We start from the raw sequence: 20,847 nt of genomic DNA on the forward strand, positions 1-20,847 counted from the left end.
TTAAGGACTGCCCGTGACTGGCTTGTTTATCACCCTGGAAGGCCCGGAAGGCGCCGGCAAGAGCACCAATCGCGAATACCTCGCCGAGCGTCTGCGCGCCGCCGGTGTCGAAGTCGTGCTGACCCGCGAACCCGGTGGCACGCCACTGGCAGAGCGGATTCGCGATGTGCTGCTGGCCCCGGCCGACGAAGTCATGAACCCGGATACCGAACTGCTGCTGGTGTTCGCTGCGCGTGCTCAGCATCTGGCCGAGGTGATTCGCCCGGCACTGGCACGCGGTGCGGTGGTGCTGTGTGATCGCTTCACCGATTCGACGTATGCCTATCAGGGAGGCGGTCGCGGTTTGTCGCTGGAGCGTATCGCGACGCTGGAGGCTTTCGTGCAGGGTGATCTGCGCCCGGACCTGACGTTGATTTTCGATCTGCCGGTAGAAATCGGCCTGGCCCGTGCCAGCGCTCGTGGACGTCTGGATCGTTTCGAGCTGGAAGGCCGGGCATTTTTCGAGGCGGTGCGCAGTGCATTCCTCAAACGTGCTGAAGCCGATCCTGCGCGCTATGTGCGCATCGATGCCGGTCAGCCGTTGGTCAAGGTTCAACAATCGCTGGATACGCTGATTCCGAACTTGCTGGAGCTGAGCCGTGGCTGAGGCCTATCCATGGCAGGACAGCCTCTGGCAGCAACTGGCCGGACGGAGCCAGCATGCTCACGCTTATCTGCTGCATGGGCCGGCCGGGATCGGCAAACGCGCACTGGCCGAGCGGTTGATGGCCAGTCTGTTGTGCAAGCACCCGACGCCGGAGGCTTGCGGTGAATGCAAATCCTGCCTGCTGCTCAAGGCCGGTAGCCACCCGGACAATTACATTCTCGAGCCGGAAGAGGCCGACAAGGCGATCAAGGTCGATCAGGTGCGCGAACTGGTCAGTTTCGTGGTGCAGACCGCGCAACTGGGCGGGCGCAAGGTGGTGCTGATCGAGCCCACGGAATCGATGAATATCAACGCCGCCAACGCCTTGCTCAAGAGCCTTGAAGAGCCTTCCGGCAATACGGTGTTGTTGCTGGTCAGCCACCAGCCGAGCCGTTTGTTGCCGACGGTCAAGAGTCGTTGCGTGCAACAGGCCTGCCCGCTCCCGGGAGAAGCGATGAGCCTGCAATGGCTGGCTCAGGCCCTGCCGGAGTGTTCCGAAGCGGAGCGTGTCGAACTGCTGACCCTGGCCGCCGGTTCGCCGTTGATGGCGGTCACTCTTCAGTCTCAGGGCGTACGCGAACAGCGCGCGCAAGTGGTCGAAGGGGTGAAGAAGTTGCTCAAGCAGCAGCAATCGCCAACGCAATTGGCCGAAGAATGGAAAAACATCCCGATGCTGCGCCTGTTTGACTGGTTCTGTGACTGGTCGAGCCTGATCCTGCGTTATCAACTGACTGAGGATGAAGCCGGACTCGGTCTGAGCGACATGCGCAAGGTGGTGCAGTACCTGGCGCAGAAAAGCGCCCAAGGCAAGGTGCTCGATATTCAGGACTGGATCCTCGCGCAGCGACAGAAAGTGTTGAGCAAGGCCAATCTCAATCCGGCGCTGTTGCTGGAAGCGCTGCTGGTGCAATGGGCGGGACTGCCAGGCCAGCGGTGAACCCCGCAAAAACGATGGTGTGCGCCTAGACTCTGAACATCAGCAGTGGAGGTCAACATGAATGAACCCGTCAGCCCGGGCCCGCGCAACGGCATTTTGTCCCTGACCATCAAAGACAAGTCGGTGCTTTACGCTGCTTATATGCCGTTCATCAAGAACGGTGGCCTGTTCATCCCGACCAACAAGAGCTACAAGTTGGGCGACGAGGTGTTCATGCTATTGAACTTGATGGATGAGCCGGAAAAGATCCCGGTTGCCGGCAAAGTCACCTGGATTACGCCCAAAGGCGCACAAGGCAATCGCGCAGCCGGTGTCGGCGTGCAGTTCAACGACGGCGACAACACCGCGCGCAGTCGCATCGAAACCCATCTGGCCGGAGCCCTCAAATCCGACCGTCCCACTCATACGATGTAAGTAGCCGTATTTTTATGCTCGTAGATTCCCATTGTCACCTTGATCGCCTCGACCTCACCGCCCATGACGGCTCGCTGGATGCCGCACTCGATGCGGCCCGCGAGCGCGGGGTCGGGCATTTTCTGTGCATCGGCGTGAGCGCCGACAACGCCGCTGACGTCAAAGCCCTCGCCGAGCGTTACGACGATGTCGATTGTTCGGTTGGCGTGCATCCTCTCGATGTGCAACCCGGCGGCGCCCCCGCGCTGGACTGGTTGCTGCACGAACTCAATCACCCGAAAGTGGTGGCGATCGGTGAAACCGGTCTGGATTACCACTACGAGCCGGAAGCCGCCGAGCTGCAACAGGCGTCGTTTCGCCTGCACCTGCAAGCGGCGCAGCAAACGGGCAAACCGGTGATCATCCACACCCGCGGCGCCCGCGCCGATACCCTCGACCTGCTGCGTGAAGCCGCGTTGCCACAGGCGGGGGTGCTGCATTGCTTCACTGAAGATTGGGACATGGCCAAGGCTGCGCTGGACATGGGTTATTACATTTCCCTGTCAGGCATCGTCACGTTCCGCAATGCCGATGCCCTGCGTGATGTCGCGAGCAAAGTCCCGGCGGATCGTCTGCTGGTTGAAACAGATTCACCGTACCTGGCGCCGATCCCTTATCGCGGCAAGCCGAACCTGCCGCAGTACGTGCGTGAAGTGGCAGAGTTCCTGGCGATGCTGCGTGGTGAGAATTACGAGCGTTTTGCCGAGCAGACGAGCGAAAACTTCAAGCGGCTGTTCCCGCTGGCTCATGTGAAAGCCTGAATCGCAGGCAAAAAAAACCCGGGTTCTGGGGGGTGAATCCGGGTTAAGACCATTAGGAGTAAAACAAAGGCACGCGGTCCGTTGGTACCTTTATCGGCGCGGCACTTGGGGGAGATGCCGTCCGACAGTTGAAGTATTGATCAGTCTGGCGTGCAGTCCAGTTAGCGGGTCGTGGTTTTTAAACAAATTTGGAATACGTTCGCTTCAGTTGAGTTCTCATTGCGCCCAAAACGTTCTCAAAATGAACAAGAAACACAGATGTGGTCGGATGATCCGTGCATTTTTGCGCAAGTTAGGCATAATACGCGGCTTCGAATTTTGACCCTTCAGACCTTTTTCTTATGCACAAAGAACCTCGTAAGGTCCGTGAGTTTCGTCGCCGCGAGCAAGAAATTCTCGATACCGCGCTCAAGCTGTTCCTCGACCAAGGTGAAGACAGTGTCACCGTCGAGATGATTGCTGATGCCGTAGGTATCGGCAAAGGCACGATCTATAAACATTTCAAGTCCAAGGCCGAGATCTATCTGCGCCTGATGCTCGATTACGAGCGCGATTTGAACGAGCTGCTGCATTCGGCCGATGTCGACAAGGACAAGGAAGCACTGTCCCGTGCCTACTTCGAATTCCGTATGCGTGATCCGCAGCGCTACCGTCTGTTCGATCGTCTCGAAGAGAAGGTGGTCAAGGGCAACCAGGTGCCGGAAATGGTCGAGGAACTGCACAAGATCCGTGCCTCGAACTTCGAACGCCTGACCCTGTTGATCAAGGGTCGCATCAGCGAAGGCAAGCTCGAAGACGTGCCGCCGTACTTCCACTACTGCGCATCCTGGGCATTGGTGCATGGCGCTGTCGCGCTGTACCACTCGCCGTTCTGGAGCAATGTGCTGGAAGATCAGGAAGGTTTCTTCCAGTTCCTGATGGACATCGGCGTGCGCATGGGCAACAAGCGCAAGCGCGACCCCGAAACGCCGAGCAGCTGAGCCATTCAGCTGCCTTATTGCGCGATGATTTCGTTACATGGCGCAGTACCGCAGGAATATACTCAGGCATAGGGCTTGCTAAAACTTGATTTGTGAGTCAAGTTTTAGCCGCTCGAATTCCTTTCGCCGGAGTGATCATGATCGTTGACCGTCAAGGCAGGCGTTTTCGCAATTTGCGGATCAGCCTGACCTCAGCCTGCAATTACGCTTGTACCTACTGCGTGCCCAACGGCAAGCGGTTGGTGGCTGCGCAGGATGAGCTGTCGGCCGACGCCATGGCGCGCGGCGTGGCGTATCTCATCGAAGCTGCTGGCATCGAGCGTCTGCGCATTACCGGTGGCGAGCCGCTGGTCAGCCCCAAACTTGAATCGTTCATGACCGCCGTCGGCAAGATGGGGCTGGAAGACATCAGTCTGACCACCAACGGTCAACTCCTCGCCAAGAAACTTCCGCTGCTGGTGGATGCCGGTCTGCGCCGGATCAACGTTTCTCTCGACACCCTCGACGCCGACGCATTCCGCAGCATTGCCCGCGGGGGCGACCTGGCCACCGTGCTCGACGGCATGGATAAGGCCGCAGCGGCGGGGATGAAGATCAAGGTCAACATGGTGCCGTTGCGCGGCCAGAATCTCGATCAGGTCATGCCGTTGCTCGACTACTGCCTGGCGCGCGGGTACGAGCTGCGCTTTATCGAGCTGATGCGCATGGGCCATCTGGCCAAAGACTCCAATGCCTTCCTGCAACAGTTTGTCAGTCTTCAACAACTGCTGGCGCTGATCGGTGAGCGTTATGAGTACGCGCAAGCTGATGCCCCTGTCGATGCTACGGCTGTGCGTTACGCGATTGCCGGGGTGGGCCATTTTGGGGTGATTGCCAATGAAAGTGTGCCTTTCTGCCGAACCTGCTCACGCCTGCGCCTGTCGTCGACCGGTTGGCTGCATGGGTGCCTGTCGTCGAGCAACCGCCACTATGTCGGCGATCTGCTCGACAAACCGCGTCACGAGGCACTGCCTGCACTACAACGCTTGCTGGTGAAGGCCTTGGGCGACAAGCAGGAAGTGGCATTTTCCGGCGGCGCAACCATCATGAAAATCATCGGCGGCTGAATTCGCGAGCAAGCTCGCTCCCACAGTGGGAATGCATTTCCCTGTGGGAGCGAGCTTGCTCGCGAATGCGATCTATAACTCCACGAAGTTCATGAGCTGGCGCAAAAGCTGCATTCAACGCCCATTCGCCGGTTTTCCGTCACCGGCTTCTGGAGGATAAGGATGCGTAGCCTGGTTTTGCTGCTGGCCATTTTGGCGCTTGGCGGCTGTATGACTGTCAGCGATATGGCCGAAGGCACTCGCTATCAGATGAGCGACGCGGGGCTGCTGGATCACAGCGACAGCCGCCGCGTGAACAACTTTCGTATTCAGCCGGATTCGTTTATCTACATCGCCCAGGGTGCGTTTGCGCCGCCGGGTGGTTCGTATCCGCGGCCGAACGTGGTCGCTGAAGAAGCGTTCAAAGGCTTTATCGAATACTTCCCGATGGTTCGCCGCGCCCGCGCGCCGGCAGGCCTCGATCAGGCAATGGGTGAAGCCCGTGACGCGGGTGCGCATTACCTGCTCTACACGCGCTTCGCCAAGGCAGACGACCGCATTGGTAACTCTGATGAGTGGCTGGATGAGGAGGCTGTGGATCGCCTCGGTATTGACGGCGGCGTGATTCAGATCATGTTGATCGAGACCAGCACCCAGTATTTGATTGATACTGCACGGATCAAGAGTCGTGGCGGTTTACTGACGTTCCACGACAGCAAACCCGAAGACCTGATCGGCCCACCGCTGGCGCAGTACGCGCGCAGCCTGTTGGGGATCGGCAACCAGTAATTTCAAGGAGTACGCCATGAGTGGCCCGCAAAAAGCCAATGACCTGTTGGGACAAATCCCCAAAACCAAAGGCCTGCCACCGGTGCACTTGTGGAACCCGGACTTCTGCGGCGATATCGACATGCGCATCGCCCGGGACGGCACCTGGTATTACCTGGGCACGCCGATCGGGCGCAAGCCGATGGTCAAGCTCTTCTCCACGATCATCCGCCGCGACGGCGATGATTATTTTTTGATTACGCCGGTCGAGAAGGTCGGGATCAAGGTCGACGACGCGCCGTTTGTGGCGATTGCCGTCGAGGTTGAAGGCGAGGGTGAGGCGCAGGTGCTGCGCTTTACCACCAACGTTGACGAAACCGCTGAGGCTGGGCCGGAGCATCCGATTCGGGTCGAGATCGATCCGGTCACTCAAGAGCCTGCGCCTTATGTACACGTGCGCACCAACCTTGAAGCGTTGATTCATCGCAATGTGTTCTACCAATTGGTCGAACTGGCGGTCAGTCGAAAAATCGATGGGCAGAACTGGCTCGGTGTGTGGAGTGGCGGCGAGTTCTTCCGTATCGGCCTCGAACCCTGACATAAATCCCTGTGGAGCGAGCTTGCTCGCGAAAGCGGTGTATCAGTCGACCAAAGCATTGACTGATCCATCGCATTCGCGAGCATGCTCGGTCCCACATTGTTTTTGTGTGATCACAAAAATCTGATTTGACACCCAATCGTATGATCATTAGCTTGATCACCCATCGCGATCCGCTTTGAGGTGTTCATGTCCAGCAGCTTTCATGCATCAACGGTTGACTGGCTGGGCAGTTGGATTGCCGCTGGCCAGATAAAACCGGGGCAGACCATCAAGGTCGAAGCTGATCTGGGCGAACAGCTCGGCGTCAGCCGCACCGTCATCCGTGAAGCGATCAAAACCCTCGTCGCCAAAGGCATGCTTGAAGTCGGGCCGAAGGTCGGCACCCGCGTGTTGCCGGTGCGCCGCTGGAACCTGTTCGATCCCCAGGTCGTCGGTTGGCTGTCACGCAATGGTCTGCCGGAAAACTTCGTCGATGATTTGCTCGACCTGCGCCGCACCATTGAACCCATGGCCGTGCGCTGGGCCTGCGAGCGGGCGACGCTGGAGCAGATCGACGCCGTGCAACTGGCCTACAACGCCCTCGAGCGCGCGGTCGACAGCGGTGGCGATTACAACCGTGCCGATCAGGCCTTCCACGAGTGCATTCTTGCCGCCAGCCATAATCAGTTCATTGAACAAATGGTCCCGGCGCTCGGGGCGTTGTTGGCCGTATCGTTCGAAGTCTCGGCGGCCGATCCGGATGAACTGCGCCGCACCTTGCCAATCCACAAAGACATGGCCGACGCCATCGCCGCTCGCGATTCTGCGCGCGGAGTGTGGGCCTGCATGACCCTGATCGACAACGCAGACCTTGCGATCAAACGGTTTTACCCAAAAGTCATGGCTGACAAAAAGGCCGGCTAAATAGCCAATATCGCTCCCACATTGAAAAAATCTACAAGATCCAAGGAGTTGAAATGACCTGGACCGCACTGACCCAGCACCGCGCCCAACTCGGTGAAGGCCCGTTCTGGGACGCGCCGACCCAAGCGCTGTACTGGGTCGATATCGCCGGCCAACAAGCCCTGCGCCTGATCGGCCAGAACGTGCAGATCTGGCAAATGCCCGAGCACGTTTCTGCGTTCATTCCCTGCGCCAGCGGCGATGCGCTGGTTACGCTAAGCAGCGGCGTCTACCGTCTCGATCTCGACTCCCCGGGACTGGGACCGCGCCTGACGCTGTTCTGTGTCGCCGACCCGCAACCTGGCAATCGTCCCAACGAAGCCCGCTGTGACGCACAAGGCCGACTGTGGCTCAGCACCATGCAAAACAACATCGGCGAGCAGGGCGAAGATCTGCCGATCGTACGGCGTTCCGGTGCCCTGTTCCGTATCGATCCCGACAAACGCGTTACGCCATTGCTGCGCAATCTGGGGATTCCCAACACGCTGCTGTGGAGCGACGACGGCACCAGGCTGGTGTTCGGTGACAGCATGGACGCCACGTTGTACAGCTACTTCATCCACACCGACGGCAACCTCGACGTCGCCAACCTCTGGTACGGCCCGGATGAACAGGGCGGCCCTGACGGTTCGGCGATGGATGTCGAAGGCTATGTGTGGAACGCCCGTTGGGGCGGCAGCTGTCTGTTGCGACTGGCCCCTGATGGCAAGGTCGACCGCAAAATCGATCTGCCGATCAGTCGCCCGACGAGTTGCGTGTTCGGCGGCGAAGACCTGAAAACCCTGTACATCACCAGCGCCGAAAGCCCGCACAACCATCCTCTGGACGGCGCAGTGCTGTCGATGCGCGTTGATGTTGCAGGAAAGCTCTGTACGCGTTTCGCTGGCTAAATCCCAAAATATGGGATGCAAAATTATATATTGAGATTATTTGGCGGTCGGGTTTATAGTCGGCTCCAGCAGTAACACGCACTCACACTTAAAAAGAACAAAACAGGTGAAGTGATGCAGCGAATTTCCATCGCACTCCCACGCGGAGTCCGTGCCACGCAACGGTCCAATGCCGTCAGTGGCGCCTGCCTGTTCAGTTCTAAACGCTCTACAGACCGGACATCGTCAGATGCCCGGTTTTTTTGCGCTTGCGAACAGGAGTCCTTGAACCATGGCTGAACCTCTTTCCCTGCCGCCGGTGCCCGCACCGCCGAAGGGCGAGCGTCTGAAAAACAAGGTCGTGCTGCTCACCGGTGCCGCTCAGGGTATCGGTGAAGCCATCGTCGCAGCCTTCGCTTCGCAGCAGGCCAAACTGCTGGTCAGTGATATTCAGGCCGAAAAAGTCGAGAAGGTTGCCGCCCATTGGCGCGAGCAAGGCTTTGACGTTCAGGCGATCAAGGCTGATGTGTCGCGCCAGCCCGATCTGCACGCCATGGCCAGACGCGCTGTTGAACTGCACGGGCGCATCGACGTGCTGGTCAACTGCGCCGGGGTCAATGTGTTCCGCGATCCGCTGGAAATGACCGAAGAAGACTGGCGTCGCTGCTTCGCCATCGACCTTGACGGCGCGTGGTACGGCTGCAAAGCGGTCCTGCCGCAAATGATCGAGCAGGGCATCGGCAGCATCATCAACATTGCCTCGACCCATTCTTCGCACATTATTCCCGGCTGTTTCCCGTATCCGGTGGCCAAACACGGGTTGCTGGGACTGACCCGCGCACTCGGGATCGAATACGCAGCGAAAGGTATTCGCGTCAACGCCATCGCCCCCGGCTACATCGAAACGCAGCTGAACGTCGATTACTGGAACGGCTTCGCCGACCCGCATGCCGAGCGTCAACGCGCGCTCGACCTGCACCCGCCCAAACGCATTGGTCAGCCGATTGAAGTGGCGATGACGGCGGTGTTTCTGGCCAGCGATGAAGCGCCATTCATCAATGCGTCGTGCATCACCATCGATGGTGGCCGCTCGGTGATGTACCACGACTGATCGATCGGGTTCCACGCGAAGAAATCCGCCTGAAATCCAATCATCATACGATATGACTATTTTCAACAGGCTTTGCAGGACCGTGCTTTACCGCTTTTCAAACATTGCTCAAAAAAAATAACAAGGAGTCAGCTTATGAAACGTCGTTTCGGGATTCGTACCCTGTGCAGTGCCGCGCTCGCGGTCACCGCGTTCAGCCTGAGCAGTTCGCTGCTCGCCGCCGATGCCGTGAAGATCGGTTTCCTGGTCAAGCAGGCCGAGGAGCCGTGGTTCCAGACCGAGTGGGTCTTCGCTGAAAAAGCCGCCAAGGACAGGGGGTTTGAACTGATCAAGATCGCCGTCCCGGATGGCGAAAAAACCCTGTCGGCCATCGACAGCCTCGCCGCCAACGGTGCCAAAGGCTTTGTGATCTGCCCGCCTGACGTGTCGCTCGGCCCGGCGATCATGGCCAAAGCCAAACTCAATGACCTCAAGGTGATTGCCGTCGACGACCGTTTTGTCGACGCCAACGGCAAGTTCATGGAGGACGTGCCGTACCTGGGCATGGCCGCGTTTGAAGTCGGTCAGAAGCAGGGCGCCGCCATGGCTGCCGAAGCGAAAAAACGCAACTGGGACTGGAAAGACACCTACGCGGTCGTCAACACCTACAACGAACTCGACACCGGCAAGAAGCGCACGGACGGCTCGGTCAAATCCCTCGAAGACGCCGGCATGCCGAAGGATCACATCCTCTTCGCCGCACTGAAAACCCTCGATGTGCCAGGCAGCATGGACGCCACCAACTCGGCGTTGGTGAAACTGCCGAGCGCGGCGAAGAACCTGATCATTGGCGGCATGAACGACAACACCGTGCTTGGGGGCGTGCGCGCCACAGAAGCCGCCGGGTTTGCCGCGGCCAACGTGATCGGCATTGGCATCAACGGCACCGACGCCATCGGCGAACTGAAAAAGCCTAACAGCGGCTTCTTCGGTTCGATGCTGCCGAGCCCACACATCGAAGGCTACAAGACCGCCGAGATGATGTACGAGTGGGTCACCACCGGCAAAGAACCGCCGAAATACACCGCCATGGACGACGTCACCCTGATCACCCGCGAGAACTTCAAGCAAGAGCTGGAAAAAATCGGCTTGTGGAACTGACGTAGCGACGGCCCGGGCAGCCGGGCCGTTTGAACGGTGTGAAGAGGTGGCTTAAATGCACGCGCAATTACAAAGACAAGAAAACAGCGCCGGCGGCAGTCTGCGCTTCAACGGGATCGGCAAAACCTTTCCCGGCGTGAAGGCGCTGGACGGCATCAGCTTCGTCGCCCATCCCGGCCAGGTCCACGCCTTGATGGGCGAGAACGGCGCCGGCAAGTCGACCCTGCTGAAAATCCTCGGTGGCGCTTACATTCCGAGCAGCGGCGAGTTGCAGATCGGCGAGCAGACGATGGCCTTCAAGTCGACCGCCGACAGCATCGGCAGCGGCGTGGCGGTGATCCATCAGGAACTGCATCTGGTGCCGGAAATGAGCGTCGCCGAAAACCTGTTCCTCGGCCATCTGCCGGCCAGTTTCGGTTTGATCAATCGCGGCACGCTGCGTCAGCAAGCGCTGGATTGCCTCAAAGGCCTGGCCGATGAAATCGACCCGCAGACCAAAGTCGGGCGTTTGTCGCTGGGCCAACGGCAACTGGTGGAAATCGCCAAGGCCCTGTCGCGTGGCGCTCATGTGATCGCCTTCGACGAGCCAACCAGCAGCCTTTCGGCGCGCGAGATCGACCGATTAATGGCGATCATCGGGCGTCTGCGGGACGAGGGCAAAGTCGTGCTTTACGTGTCCCATCGCATGGAAGAAGTGTTCCGTATCTGCGATGCGGTGACGGTGTTCAAGGACGGCCGCTACGTGCGCACCTTCGAGGACATGAGCCAGTTGAGCCACGATCAACTGGTGACCTGCATGGTCGGGCGCGACATTCAGGACATCTACGATTACCGCAACCGCCCACGCGGCGCAGTGGCGCTGAAAGTCAACGGCCTGCTCGGCCCGGGCCTGCGTGAACCGATCAGTTTCGAGGCGCACAAAGGCGAGATTCTTGGTTTGTTCGGATTGGTCGGGGCAGGGCGCACCGAGTTGTTTCGCTTGCTCAGTGGCCTGGAACGCAAAACCGCCGGACGCCTCGAACTGCGTGGCCATGAACTGAATCTGCGCTCACCGCGCGATGCCATTGCCGCCGGGATTCTGCTGTGCCCCGAGGATCGCAAGAAAGAAGGGATTATTCCGCTGGCCAGCGTTGCCGAGAACATCAACATCAGTGCGCGCGGTGCGCATTCGGGTCTTGGCTGCCTGATTCGAGGTTTGTGGGAGAAGGGCAACGCCGACAAACAGATCAAGGCGCTGAAAGTCAAAACGCCCCACGCCGGTCAGCAGATCAAGTTTCTTTCCGGCGGCAATCAGCAGAAGGCCATTCTCGGTCGCTGGTTGTCGATGCCGATGAAAGTCCTGCTGCTCGACGAGCCGACCCGTGGCATCGACATCGGCGCCAAAGCCGAGATCTACCAGATCATCCATAACCTCGCTGCTGATGGTATTTCGGTGATTGTGGTGTCGAGCGACTTGATGGAAGTGATGGGTATTTCCGACCGCATCCTGGTGCTGTGCGAAGGCGCCCTGCGCGGCGAAGTCAGCCGCGACCAGGCCAATGAATCCAACCTGCTGCAACTGGCTTTGCCGCGCCACCGCGCTGACGGCGTGGCGAACTGAGAGGTGACTATGATGACAACCCAAAACGAAACCCTGCCGAAAGAGCGCAAACCTTTGGACATGCGCCGCTTCCTCGATGACTGGGTCATGCTGTTGGCGGCGGTAGGCATTTTTGTCGCCTGTACGCTGCTGATCGATAACTTCCTTTCGCCGCTGAACATGCGCGGATTGGGCCTGGCGATTTCCACCACCGGCATTGCTGCCTGCACCATGTTGTATTGCCTGGCGTCGGGGCATTTCGACTTGTCGGTGGGCTCGGTGATTGCCTGCGCCGGGGTGGTGGCGGCGGTGGTGATGCGTGACACCGACAGCGTATTCCTTGGCGTCAGTGCGGCGCTGGTGATGGGCTTGATCGTCGGGCTGATCAACGGGATCGTGATCGCCAAGTTACGCGTCAACGCTCTGATCACGACGCTTGCGACCATGCAGATCGTGCGTGGCCTGGCCTACATTTTTGCCAACGGCAAAGCGGTGGGCGTGTCGCAGGAGTCGTTCTTCGTGTTCGGCAATGGCCAGTTGTTCGGCGTGCCGGTGCCGATCCTGATCACCATCGTCTGCTTCCTGTTTTTCGGCTGGCTGCTGAATTACACCACCTACGGGCGCAACACCATGGCCATCGGTGGCAATCAGGAAGCGGCGTTGCTGGCGGGGGTCAACGTTGATCGCACCAAGATCATCATCTTTGCCGTGCACGGTGTGATCGGTGCGCTGGCCGGTGTGATTCTGGCGTCGCGCATGACCTCCGGGCAGCCGATGATCGGGCAGGGTTTCGAGCTGACAGTGATTTCCGCTTGTGTGCTGGGCGGCGTGTCGCTGAGTGGCGGGATCGGCATGATTCGGCATGTGATTGCCGGGGTGTTGATTCTGGCGATCATTGAGAATGCGATGAACCTGAAGAACATCGATACGTTTTATCAGTACGTGATTCGCGGTTCGATTTTGCTGTTGGCTGTGGTTATTGACCGCCTCAAGCAACGCTAAGATCAGGCGCCCCTCATCGGAACGCCGCCCGCCCAGCCCTCTCTCAGAGGGAGAGGGAGCCGACCGAGGTGTCTGGCGTCCTGCATCGACCTGATAAGTACAGTCGACTATGGATTCGGCAAAGCACTTTCAGGTCGGTGCACCTCCTGAGCATCCTGCATTCAGTCCCCTCTCCCTCAGGGAGAGGGCTAGGGTGAGGGGCTTGTGATCTCCGGCCTTCCGTCATCTTCCTTAAATTTCCCTTGCCCACCCACGCACGTTTCGGTTATCACTTTGTACATGATTAGACAGGTACGATTCGACAAGAAACAACGGGTGGTCGACGAGCTCGTCCGGCGCATCGAAAGTGGCCTCATGGAGGACGGCTTTCTGTTGCCCGGTGAGCATCAGTTGGCTCAAGAATTCAACGTCAGCCGTGGCACGTTGCGCGAAGCACTGGCCGAACTGAAGCGGCGCAAATACATCGCCACGCAAAGCGGGGTCGGTTCCATCGTCACCTTTGACGGTGTGGTCCTCGACCAACGCAGCGGCTGGGCTCAGGCACTGGCGGACACTGGCGCGTTGATCAACACCGAAGTATTGCGCCTCGAAGCCGTGACCCGGACCGATCTTTCGGCTGTGTTCGGCTCCGATCAATTCATTCTGCTCGAGCGCCGTCGCCGCTCCAACGACGGCACACTGGTGTCCCTCGAACGCTCGCTGATGCCGGCCAACGGCGGCCTGGAAAGCCTGCCGCGTGTCGGCCTGATCGACAACTCCCTGACCATCACCCTGGCCGCCTACGGTTACATCGGCGAGCGCGGCGATCAGTGGCTCGGCGCCGAACCCTTGACTGCCGAAGACGCCGAATTGCTCGGCCGCCCACCAGGCACGGTATTTCTCAAAGCCCTGCGCACGACCTACGACCGGCAGAACCGTTTCATGGAGCAGGTTGAAAGCCTGCTCGACCCGGTGCATTTCCGTCTGCATCTGCAATTTGGAGAATCGAAGTGACCCCGCTCAACCGTGCCCTCGGTGCGTTTTATGGCCTGGCCCTCGGTGATGCGCTGGGCATGCCAACGCAATCGCTGAACCGCGAAACGATCAAGACGCGCTTCGGCCAGATTACCGATCTGCAAGACGCAGGCCCCCTGCAACCGATCGCCGCAAACATGCCCAAAGGCTCGATCACCGACGACACCGAACAGGCGATTCTGGTCGGTGAGTTGCTGGTCGAAGGCAAGGGCCATATCGAGCCGGCCATCCTGGCGCAACGGCTGATCGAGTGGGAAGCGCAGATGCAGGCCAAAGGCTCGCAGGACCTGCTGGGCCCGTCGACCAAGCGCGCCATCGAAATGATCCTCGCCGGTCATTCGCCGCAAGAGTCCGGGCGCTACGGCACGACCAACGGCGCGGCCATGCGCATTACTCCGGTGGGGATCGCGGCAGACGTCAGCGATCCTGAAACGTTTATCGCCGCAGTGGTGCAGGCCTGTCAGGTCACGCACAACACCACGTTGGGGATCTCCAGCGCGGCGGCGGTGGCGGCGGTGGTCTCGGCCGGGATCAATGGCATGGATCTGGGCGAGGCGCTGAACCTCGGCCAACAAATTGCGCAACAAGCGCAAGAACACGGTCACTGGGTGGCCGGTGGGCGCATCGCTTCGCGCATCAGTTGGGCGCGCAGCGTCAGCGTCGACAGCGACAAGGCATTGCTCGCCGATCTGCTCTACGACGTGATCGGCACTTCCGTGGCGTCGCAGGAATCGGTGGTGGTTTCGTTCGCCTTGGCGCAGCAGGTGGCCATCGGTGAAATGAGCGCGTTCGATGCGTTGTGCATGGCGGCGAGTCTCGGTGGCGACACCGACACCATCGCCGCGATTCTCGGCGCCATGCTCGGGGCCTGCCTGGGGCTTGAGTGTTGGCCGACCGAGATGATCAATACGGTGAAAGCCGTCAACCATCTGCAGCTTGAGCCGTTGGTGCAGGGGCTTTTGGCCTTGCGCTGATTGAACTGACGCCATCGCTGGCAAGCCAGCGCCCACAGGGAAAGTGCACACCTTAAGGTTTACGCTGGACCTGTGGGAGCTGGCTTGCCAGCGATAGGCGCACCGCCTAATCGAATATTTACCCGCAATGGATCGCGCAGACAGGCCGAGGATGGCCGCGATGTCTTGTCGTTTCGCATCATTGCCACAACCACAAAAAAGGCAAACAGGAGCATTTTCATGAGTCCATCGAACGCCGGGCAGAGCGCCGGGCAGCTGGAAACCCGTGGCATCGAGCCGGTGCCGGAAGCCGAGTGCAACGGTCATCCGCTACAACTGTTCTGGGTCTGGTTCGCCGCCAACATTTCCATTCTCGGCCTGCCGCTGGGTGCCACGCTGGTCGCGTTTCGCGGTCTGGCGATCTGGCAGGCAATCATCGTCGCGATCATCGGTGCCGCCGGCTCCTTCGCGGTGGTCGGGATCATCTCGATTGCCGGCCGCCGTGGCCGCGCGCCGAGCCTGACCTTGTCGCGGGCGATCTTCGGCGTGCGCGGCAATATCGGCCCGACACTGGTCTCGCTGATGTCGCGTCTGGGCTGGGAAACCGTCAACACCACCACCGCTGCATTCGTGCTGCTGTCGCTGTGCTCGATCCTGTTCGGCTCACCGGTTGAGGCGAAAAGCGCACCCGTGCTGACGCTGCTCTTCATCGCGATTTTCGTGCTGCTGACCTTGGCGGTCTCGGGCCTCGGCCATGCGACTTTGCTGGTGATCCAGAAGTGGGCGACGTATGTCTTCGGCGCGCTGAACATTCTGGTCGGCGGCTTCCTCTGCGCCACCATCGACTGGAGCGCGGTGTTCAACGCCACACCGGCGCCGGTCAGCGCAATGATCATCGGCATCGGTACCATGGCGGCGGGCACCGGCATCGGTTGGGCCAACGCGGGCGCCGACATGTCGCGCTATCAGCATCGCAGCGTCAAAGCCGTGCGCCTGGTCGCGTCCGCAGCGTTCGGCGCGGGCATTCCGCTGGTGCTGTTGATCACCCTTGGCGGTCTGCTGTCGGTGGGTAACAACGATCTCGCCTCGGCGACTGACCCGATCGTGGCGATCCGCGACATGCTGCCGACCTGGATGGCCGTGCCTTACCTGATCACGGCGTTCGGTGGTCTGCTGCTGTCGAATAATCTGTCGGTGTACTCTGCCGGTTTGACCACGTTGACGCTCGGCCTCAAGGTCAAGCGCGTCTACGCCGTGGTGGTCGACATCGTTGCGATCTTCGCCGGTTCGATCTACTTCATGCTGATCGCCGACAGTTTCTACGGCCCGTTCATCACCTTCATTTCTTTACTGGCGGTGCCGATCACCGCGTGGGTCGGGATCTTCGTGGTCGACTTGATTCATCGTCACTATTACAGCCCGCAAGACCTGCTCGACGTCAGCCCAAGCAGCGCCTATTGGTATCGCGGCGGCATCGAGTGGCGCGCATTCGGGGCGTGGGCGATTGCCATTGTGCTCGGTTTCAGCTTCACCACCATCGGCACCACCGCGGAGAATGTCTGGTTCAAAGGTTTCCTCTCCGACTCGTGGCTGGGCCACAACGGCCTTGGCTGGATCGTGACGTTCGTGGTCGCCGGTGGCATCTATTTCCTCCTCGGCGGGGCGAAAGATCGCCGTGCCGCCCCCGTCGAGAACGCTCATGCCTAAGATGTTGCACACCGGCCAGGTCATCATCGACCTGGTCATGGCCGTGGATAAACTGCCGCAGATTGGCGGCGACGTCCTGGCGCAGTCCGCCGGGTTCGAGGCCGGCGGCGGTTTCAACGTGATGGCGGCGGCGGTGCGCAATGGCCTGCCGGTGGTTTACCTCGGTCGCCATGGCACCGGGCGTTTCGGCGATCTGGCGCGGCAGGCGATGCAGGCCGAGGGGATTCACATCGGTATCAGCCAGCCTGCCGAGCGCGACACGGGGTTGTGCGTGGCGCTGACCGATGCATCGGCTGAGCGCAGTTTCATTTCCTACATCGGTGCCGAGGGCGAGGTGACCGTCGATGATTTGAACAGCGTGGCTTTTGAGGCCGGGGACTATGTTTATCTCAGCGGTTACAGCTTGCTGCACGAGGGTAAGGCGCAGGCTCTGCTTGACTGGACGTTGGCATTGCCCACCACGATCCGCGTGGTGTTCGATCCGGGCCCGTTGGTGGAATCGCCGGATTCACCCCTGATGCAGGCGCTGTTGCCGCGCATTGATGTGTGGACCAGCAACAGTGTCGAGGCGTTGCGTTTTACCGGCGCTGAAGACATCGGTGTAGCACTGGATCGTTTGGCTGAACATCTGCCGCGAGACGTGTTGATGGTGGTGCGCGATGGGCCGCAGGGTTGCTGGATTCATCAACGTGACGAGCGTCGGCATGTCCCGGGGTTTGCCGTCAAAGCGGTGGACAGCAATGGTGCCGGTGATGCGCATGCCGGGGTGTTTGTTGCGGGTCTGGCGCAGGGTTTGGCTGCTTATGAAGCGGCGCGGCGAGCGAATGCGGCGGCGGCTTTGGCGGTGACCCGTTGGGGGCCGGCGACAGCGCCGGGGACTGCTGAAGTGGACGCGCTGATCCGTGAATCCAGCGGCGGCTGATCCACCGTTATCGCTGGCCAGCCAGCTCCTACAGAGCTCAGAGGGGTGCACAATTTTGCGTCCAGCAGAAAAACTGTGGGAGCTGGCTTGCCTGCGATGAGGCCATCAGCCTCACCGCACTTAGCTGGCTTTTCGCAGCGCTTCAATCAGCTCCTGCTTACGCATCGAAGAACGCCCGGGAATCTGTTTCGCCCGGGCTTCTTTCATCAAGCTGTCAACGGTCTGCACATCCCGCGACGCGTTGCTGTTACGCGAATGCCCGTCGCGAGTGGCCACCGCGCGCCGTGACGACTCCTTGCGATCTTCAGCCTGGGCTTTCGCTGGCTTCTTGCGTCCAGCACCGCCGGCCTTGTCCCCGCCGCCCGATTGTTTGTTCACCGTCGCCCACGCTCGAGCTTCGGCTTCATCCTTCGACAGGCCTTTTTGCTCGTAGCTGTCTTCAATGTGTGCGGCTTTGCGCTTTTGCTCGGCGGTGTACTTGTGTTTACTTCCACGAGGCATGGAATTTCTCCTTGCACCGAAAGATGGCGTTTCAATGCAGGCGCTGCCAGAGGCTGCGATCTGTTGATTTTTAACATCAGAGAACGCAGCACTGCGACAGCGCCTGCACGGCTTTTAGCTATCGAGCTTTCGGGCGGCTTCAACCCCGGCAGCACTGAGCTTGATCGGCAAATTCAGCGAGTGTTCGCCAGCCTCGTTGCAGGTGATATGGCCATGGTGTATCAAACCGCGTTCCTGCAATGAGGCGAGGGCGCTGGCGACGACTTTTTCGCCCCGGTAATTGTCCAGCACCTCCTTGCCCAGTCCACTCGGGTGGGCGTGCAGCAGGCGGGTGAGGACTTCTTTTTCCAGGTTTTTATCGACGTTCATGGTTACCTCTTCATGGGTGTGAATAGGACGCTCGCGTCGGCGAACTACTGGCCGGATCCTTCAGAACCGGAGCCACCGGTGGTGGTTTTCGAACCGATGCCCGGGCCCGCGTTGTCTGGGGTTGCCGGGGCATCGGGGGTGTTCATGCCACCCTGGCGGCCGGGATCACTGCCCTGCGTGCGCGGGTCAGTACCGGTGGCCGGTGGCTGGTTGATCAGGGGCACGCCAGAGCCATCGGTGTTGATGCCGGGAGCACTGTTGATGACGGGGGATCGCGGTGGTGTCGGATCGGTAGGGCCGGTGTCTGCAGCGGTGGCGGCGAACACCGCGGGGCAGAGCAGGGCGCTGAATACAAAAGCGGTCAACCTTGACGGGATCATAGGGCTTCTCCAGTGATTGGAATCCATACCCTTTGTTGGTCTGCCCTCGTCGTCGATTGGTGCCTGATGAGCGACGAACGGTCTACATCGCTGGCGCGATGCTGACGTTAAGTCGTCGCCAGAGCAAGCGTCCGATGGTGATCAGCCAGTTGATCAGCGCCACAGCCAATACGGTGTACAGCAGCGCCGCCATTCCGTGTTCGACGATGATCTTTCCGGCCAGCAGCGGAAAGCCGAACACGCCGATAAAGTACGCCAGGCTGAACAGCAGCAAGGCCTGCGAAGTGGTGCCGACGGGCGCTTCGTTGGCCGCCAATCCGTTGATCACCGAATAGGTCAGGCCGTATCCGACACCGAGCATGACCGCCGCCAGCAGATAGCTGAAAGCGCTGTGCACGCCGAAGGCGAACAGCACAATCGAGCCGAGCATCAAACCCGACAACAGACACGACGCCCGCAACGGATCACGCTTGACCACAAACCCTGCGATCAACAGGCGACTGCTGATTGCCGCGCTCATGAAGCCGAGAAAGAACAGCGAATAATCCAGCGAATGGGCGGCAGCGTAACTGGTCTGGAAACTCGACAAACCGCCGAATACGGAGCCACCGAGAGCCACCATGATGATTGGAAACACGGCGCGGGAACCGAGCACCTGAGTCGTCGCTGGCCAAGTGATACTTGCCGCTGTTGTGGCTTGGGTGCTTTTCAGTCGCGAGCCGAGACGCCAGAACAACAACACGCCGATCAGGCTCGCCGCCGCTGCCAGATAAAACGCCGAGGTCACCGGCAATTCCAGCGCACTGGCCGTACGCCCGAGCAATGGACCGCTGCCAATACCGGTCATCATGCTGCCGGACAGCAAGGCAAAGTACTTCGCCCGCTGCGCCGGGGTCACCAGACTCGCCACAATAATCGGGCCCAGCGTGTAAAACACACCCCAGCCCAGGCCGAGCATCAAGCCGAAAAACAGCAAGAGATGCCCAAACCCCGGCGTCATCGCAAAGCCCAGGCTTGCGGCAACAAGCAGCAGACCAAACAAGGCAATCGAACGCGCCGCCCCCAGCCGATCCGACAAATGCCCGGACACCAGTACCGCGACAAACGTACTGAGCATCGCCGCAGAAATCACGCTGCCCGCATCGTGTTCATTGCCACCGCGAGAACCGATCAACAGCGCCAGCAAAAACGTCGAGCCGTAGGACAGCGACAGCAGATAACTGGCGAGGCAGAACAGGCCGAACAGCTTGCTCGACACTTGGGGTGTTGCTTGCGACATGACGCGGTTCCTTGACCCGGGATAGTGAACAGCCTCTGTTTACCACGCCATGGTCAGGGATTAGGTGCGAGGTTGGCGAAGTCAGGATCGCGGCAGGCCGGAGTAATGCTTCAGACGATGCCGATCTCTTCTTTGAACTGTTCCATGAAACCCTTCAGACGCTGATGACGAATCTGCGCCAGGCGCTGGCCGGCGACAGTCTGGAAACCGTCGGCGAGGTGCAGCAGTTTGGTCTGGAAGTGGTCGAGGCAAAAACGTGTGTCGTTGTAGTCGCGCGCCCTCGCTTCCGGATCTTGCGGGTCGTAGAGCGCCGCCCCCATGCGTCCGGCCACATAGAACGTGCGAGCGACGCCGAGCATGCCCAGCGAGTCGAGACGATCGGCGTCCTGGACGAGTTTCGCTTCGAGGGTGAGCGGGGTGATGTTGGCGGAAAAACTATGGGCCTGGATGGCGTGGGCGACGGCGTCGATCTTAGCGTCAGCCCAGTTCAACTCGGTCAGCACCACCGAGGCTTTTTCCGCGGCCAGACGTGAAGCTTGCGAGCGCAGTGGCGAGTTCTTTTCGACGGCTATGCAATCGTGAAGCAGCACGGCGGCGAGCAGCACTTCCAGATCGCCACCTTCTTCGGTTTGCAAAGTCCGCACGTTGTGCCACACACGGTGCAGGTGTGCGAGGTCGTGCGCGCCGTCATCCGAGGGCTCCAGAGCATGGGGTAGCAGTTCTGCCGCGAGCGCCGGCAGTGGTGCGAAGGCGTAGTTATTCATAAACATCCTTTTAAGCGAATGCAGAACCTGTGGGAGCGGTGATGT

Annotated in this window: 23 protein-coding genes; 18 read left to right on the forward strand and 5 right to left on the reverse strand. The window is 59.9% G+C overall.

The window, feature by feature from the left end; all coding sequences use genetic code 11:
• The first annotated feature begins 13 nt into the window (after positions 1–13).
• The 18 genes from tmk (at position 14) to AB4P91_RS13525 (ending at position 17,509) form a co-directional block, all read left to right on the forward strand.
• Positions 14–646 (forward strand): dTMP kinase, encoded by a 633-nt coding sequence (gene tmk / locus AB4P91_RS13440; RefSeq protein ID WP_042560429.1) that lies wholly within the window; start codon positions 14–16, stop codon positions 644–646.
• Positions 639–1,622 carry a DNA polymerase III subunit delta' gene (locus tag AB4P91_RS13445; protein WP_150596271.1) on the forward strand — a complete coding sequence of 328 codons (984 nt, stop codon included), beginning with the start codon at positions 639–641 and terminating at the stop codon, positions 1,620–1,622. Before tmk ends, AB4P91_RS13445 begins: the two co-directional genes overlap by 8 nt.
• Before the next feature lie 57 nt (positions 1,623–1,679).
• Positions 1,680–2,036 (forward strand): PilZ domain-containing protein, encoded by a 357-nt coding sequence (locus AB4P91_RS13450; RefSeq protein ID WP_042560427.1) that lies wholly within the window; start codon positions 1,680–1,682, stop codon positions 2,034–2,036.
• A 14-nt stretch (positions 2,037–2,050) separates the two neighbouring features.
• Positions 2,051–2,836, forward strand: coding sequence for a TatD family hydrolase (locus AB4P91_RS13455; protein WP_395602979.1), 786 nt, complete (start codon positions 2,051–2,053; stop codon positions 2,834–2,836).
• A 341-nt stretch (positions 2,837–3,177) separates the two neighbouring features.
• Positions 3,178–3,816 carry a TetR/AcrR family transcriptional regulator gene (locus tag AB4P91_RS13460; RefSeq protein ID WP_007908276.1) on the forward strand — a complete coding sequence of 213 codons (639 nt, stop codon included), beginning with the start codon at positions 3,178–3,180 and terminating at the stop codon, positions 3,814–3,816.
• Between the two features lie 137 nt (positions 3,817–3,953).
• Positions 3,954–4,922 carry a GTP 3',8-cyclase MoaA gene (locus AB4P91_RS13465; protein ID WP_395602980.1) on the forward strand — a complete coding sequence of 323 codons (969 nt, stop codon included), beginning with the start codon at positions 3,954–3,956 and terminating at the stop codon, positions 4,920–4,922.
• Between the two features lie 162 nt (positions 4,923–5,084).
• Positions 5,085–5,690, forward strand: a complete 606-nt coding sequence (locus AB4P91_RS13470) for a DUF4823 domain-containing protein (protein WP_150593043.1) — start codon at positions 5,085–5,087, stop codon at positions 5,688–5,690.
• A gap of 16 nt (positions 5,691–5,706) precedes the next feature.
• Positions 5,707–6,267: a DUF1285 domain-containing protein gene (locus AB4P91_RS13475; RefSeq protein WP_042560423.1), complete on the forward strand. Its 561-nt coding sequence runs from the start codon at positions 5,707–5,709 to the stop codon at positions 6,265–6,267.
• Between the two features lie 189 nt (positions 6,268–6,456).
• Positions 6,457–7,173, forward strand: a complete 717-nt coding sequence (locus AB4P91_RS13480; RefSeq protein WP_042560422.1) for a FadR/GntR family transcriptional regulator — start codon at positions 6,457–6,459, stop codon at positions 7,171–7,173.
• 53 nt (positions 7,174–7,226) lie between these two features.
• Positions 7,227–8,102 (forward strand): SMP-30/gluconolactonase/LRE family protein, encoded by an 876-nt coding sequence (locus tag AB4P91_RS13485; protein ID WP_395602981.1) that lies wholly within the window; start codon positions 7,227–7,229, stop codon positions 8,100–8,102.
• Positions 8,103–8,373: 271 nt separating this feature from the next.
• Positions 8,374–9,192, forward strand: a complete 819-nt coding sequence (locus AB4P91_RS13490; RefSeq protein ID WP_150593047.1) for an SDR family oxidoreductase — start codon at positions 8,374–8,376, stop codon at positions 9,190–9,192.
• A gap of 135 nt (positions 9,193–9,327) precedes the next feature.
• Positions 9,328–10,332, forward strand: coding sequence for a substrate-binding domain-containing protein (locus AB4P91_RS13495; protein WP_395602982.1), 1,005 nt, complete (start codon positions 9,328–9,330; stop codon positions 10,330–10,332).
• Positions 10,333–10,387: 55 nt separating this feature from the next.
• The gene (gene araG / locus AB4P91_RS13500) at positions 10,388–11,932 is read left to right on the forward strand and encodes an L-arabinose ABC transporter ATP-binding protein AraG (protein WP_395602983.1); all 1,545 of its coding nucleotides are present in this window, start codon (positions 10,388–10,390) and stop codon (positions 11,930–11,932) included.
• A 12-nt stretch (positions 11,933–11,944) separates the two neighbouring features.
• Entirely contained in the window at positions 11,945–12,913 is a 969-nt protein-coding gene (araH, locus tag AB4P91_RS13505; protein WP_261736494.1) for an L-arabinose ABC transporter permease AraH, read from the forward strand.
• 279 nt (positions 12,914–13,192) lie between these two features.
• On the forward strand, positions 13,193–13,906 hold the full coding sequence (locus AB4P91_RS13510; RefSeq protein WP_395602984.1) for a GntR family transcriptional regulator: 714 nt from the start codon (positions 13,193–13,195) through the stop codon (positions 13,904–13,906).
• Positions 13,903–14,901, forward strand: a complete 999-nt coding sequence (locus AB4P91_RS13515; RefSeq protein WP_395602985.1) for an ADP-ribosylglycohydrolase family protein — start codon at positions 13,903–13,905, stop codon at positions 14,899–14,901. Before AB4P91_RS13510 ends, AB4P91_RS13515 begins: the two co-directional genes overlap by 4 nt.
• Positions 14,902–15,120: 219 nt before the next feature.
• Positions 15,121–16,587 carry a purine-cytosine permease family protein gene (locus tag AB4P91_RS13520; protein ID WP_395602986.1) on the forward strand — a complete coding sequence of 489 codons (1,467 nt, stop codon included), beginning with the start codon at positions 15,121–15,123 and terminating at the stop codon, positions 16,585–16,587.
• A complete protein-coding gene (locus AB4P91_RS13525; protein ID WP_395602987.1) occupies positions 16,580–17,509 on the forward strand; it encodes a PfkB family carbohydrate kinase in 930 nt (309 codons plus the stop codon). Before AB4P91_RS13520 ends, AB4P91_RS13525 begins: the two co-directional genes overlap by 8 nt.
• Positions 17,510–17,629: 120 nt before the next feature.
• On the opposite strand, the gene AB4P91_RS13530 is transcribed toward AB4P91_RS13525, so the two are convergent.
• From AB4P91_RS13530 to AB4P91_RS13550, 5 genes are all read right to left on the reverse strand, one after another.
• Positions 17,630–18,010 carry a Rho termination factor N-terminal domain-containing protein gene (locus tag AB4P91_RS13530; RefSeq protein ID WP_395602988.1) on the reverse strand — a complete coding sequence of 127 codons (381 nt, stop codon included), beginning with the start codon at positions 18,008–18,010 and terminating at the stop codon, positions 17,630–17,632.
• 114 nt (positions 18,011–18,124) lie between these two features.
• Complete coding sequence (locus AB4P91_RS13535; RefSeq protein ID WP_150593055.1) at positions 18,125–18,379, reverse strand: hypothetical protein; 255 nt, start codon at positions 18,377–18,379, stop codon at positions 18,125–18,127.
• A 44-nt stretch (positions 18,380–18,423) separates the two neighbouring features.
• Positions 18,424–18,759, reverse strand: a complete 336-nt coding sequence (locus tag AB4P91_RS13540) for a hypothetical protein (protein WP_150593056.1) — start codon at positions 18,757–18,759, stop codon at positions 18,424–18,426.
• Between the two features lie 82 nt (positions 18,760–18,841).
• Positions 18,842–20,038: an MFS transporter gene (locus AB4P91_RS13545; protein WP_395602989.1), complete on the reverse strand. Its 1,197-nt coding sequence runs from the start codon at positions 20,036–20,038 to the stop codon at positions 18,842–18,844.
• Between the two features lie 110 nt (positions 20,039–20,148).
• Positions 20,149–20,802: an HD domain-containing protein gene (locus AB4P91_RS13550; protein ID WP_395602990.1), complete on the reverse strand. Its 654-nt coding sequence runs from the start codon at positions 20,800–20,802 to the stop codon at positions 20,149–20,151.
• Positions 20,803–20,847 lie beyond the last annotated feature (45 nt).

Source organism: Pseudomonas sp. B21128, assembly GCF_044218865.1.
Taxonomy (GTDB): Bacteria; Pseudomonadota; Gammaproteobacteria; order Pseudomonadales; family Pseudomonadaceae; genus Aquipseudomonas; species Aquipseudomonas iridis.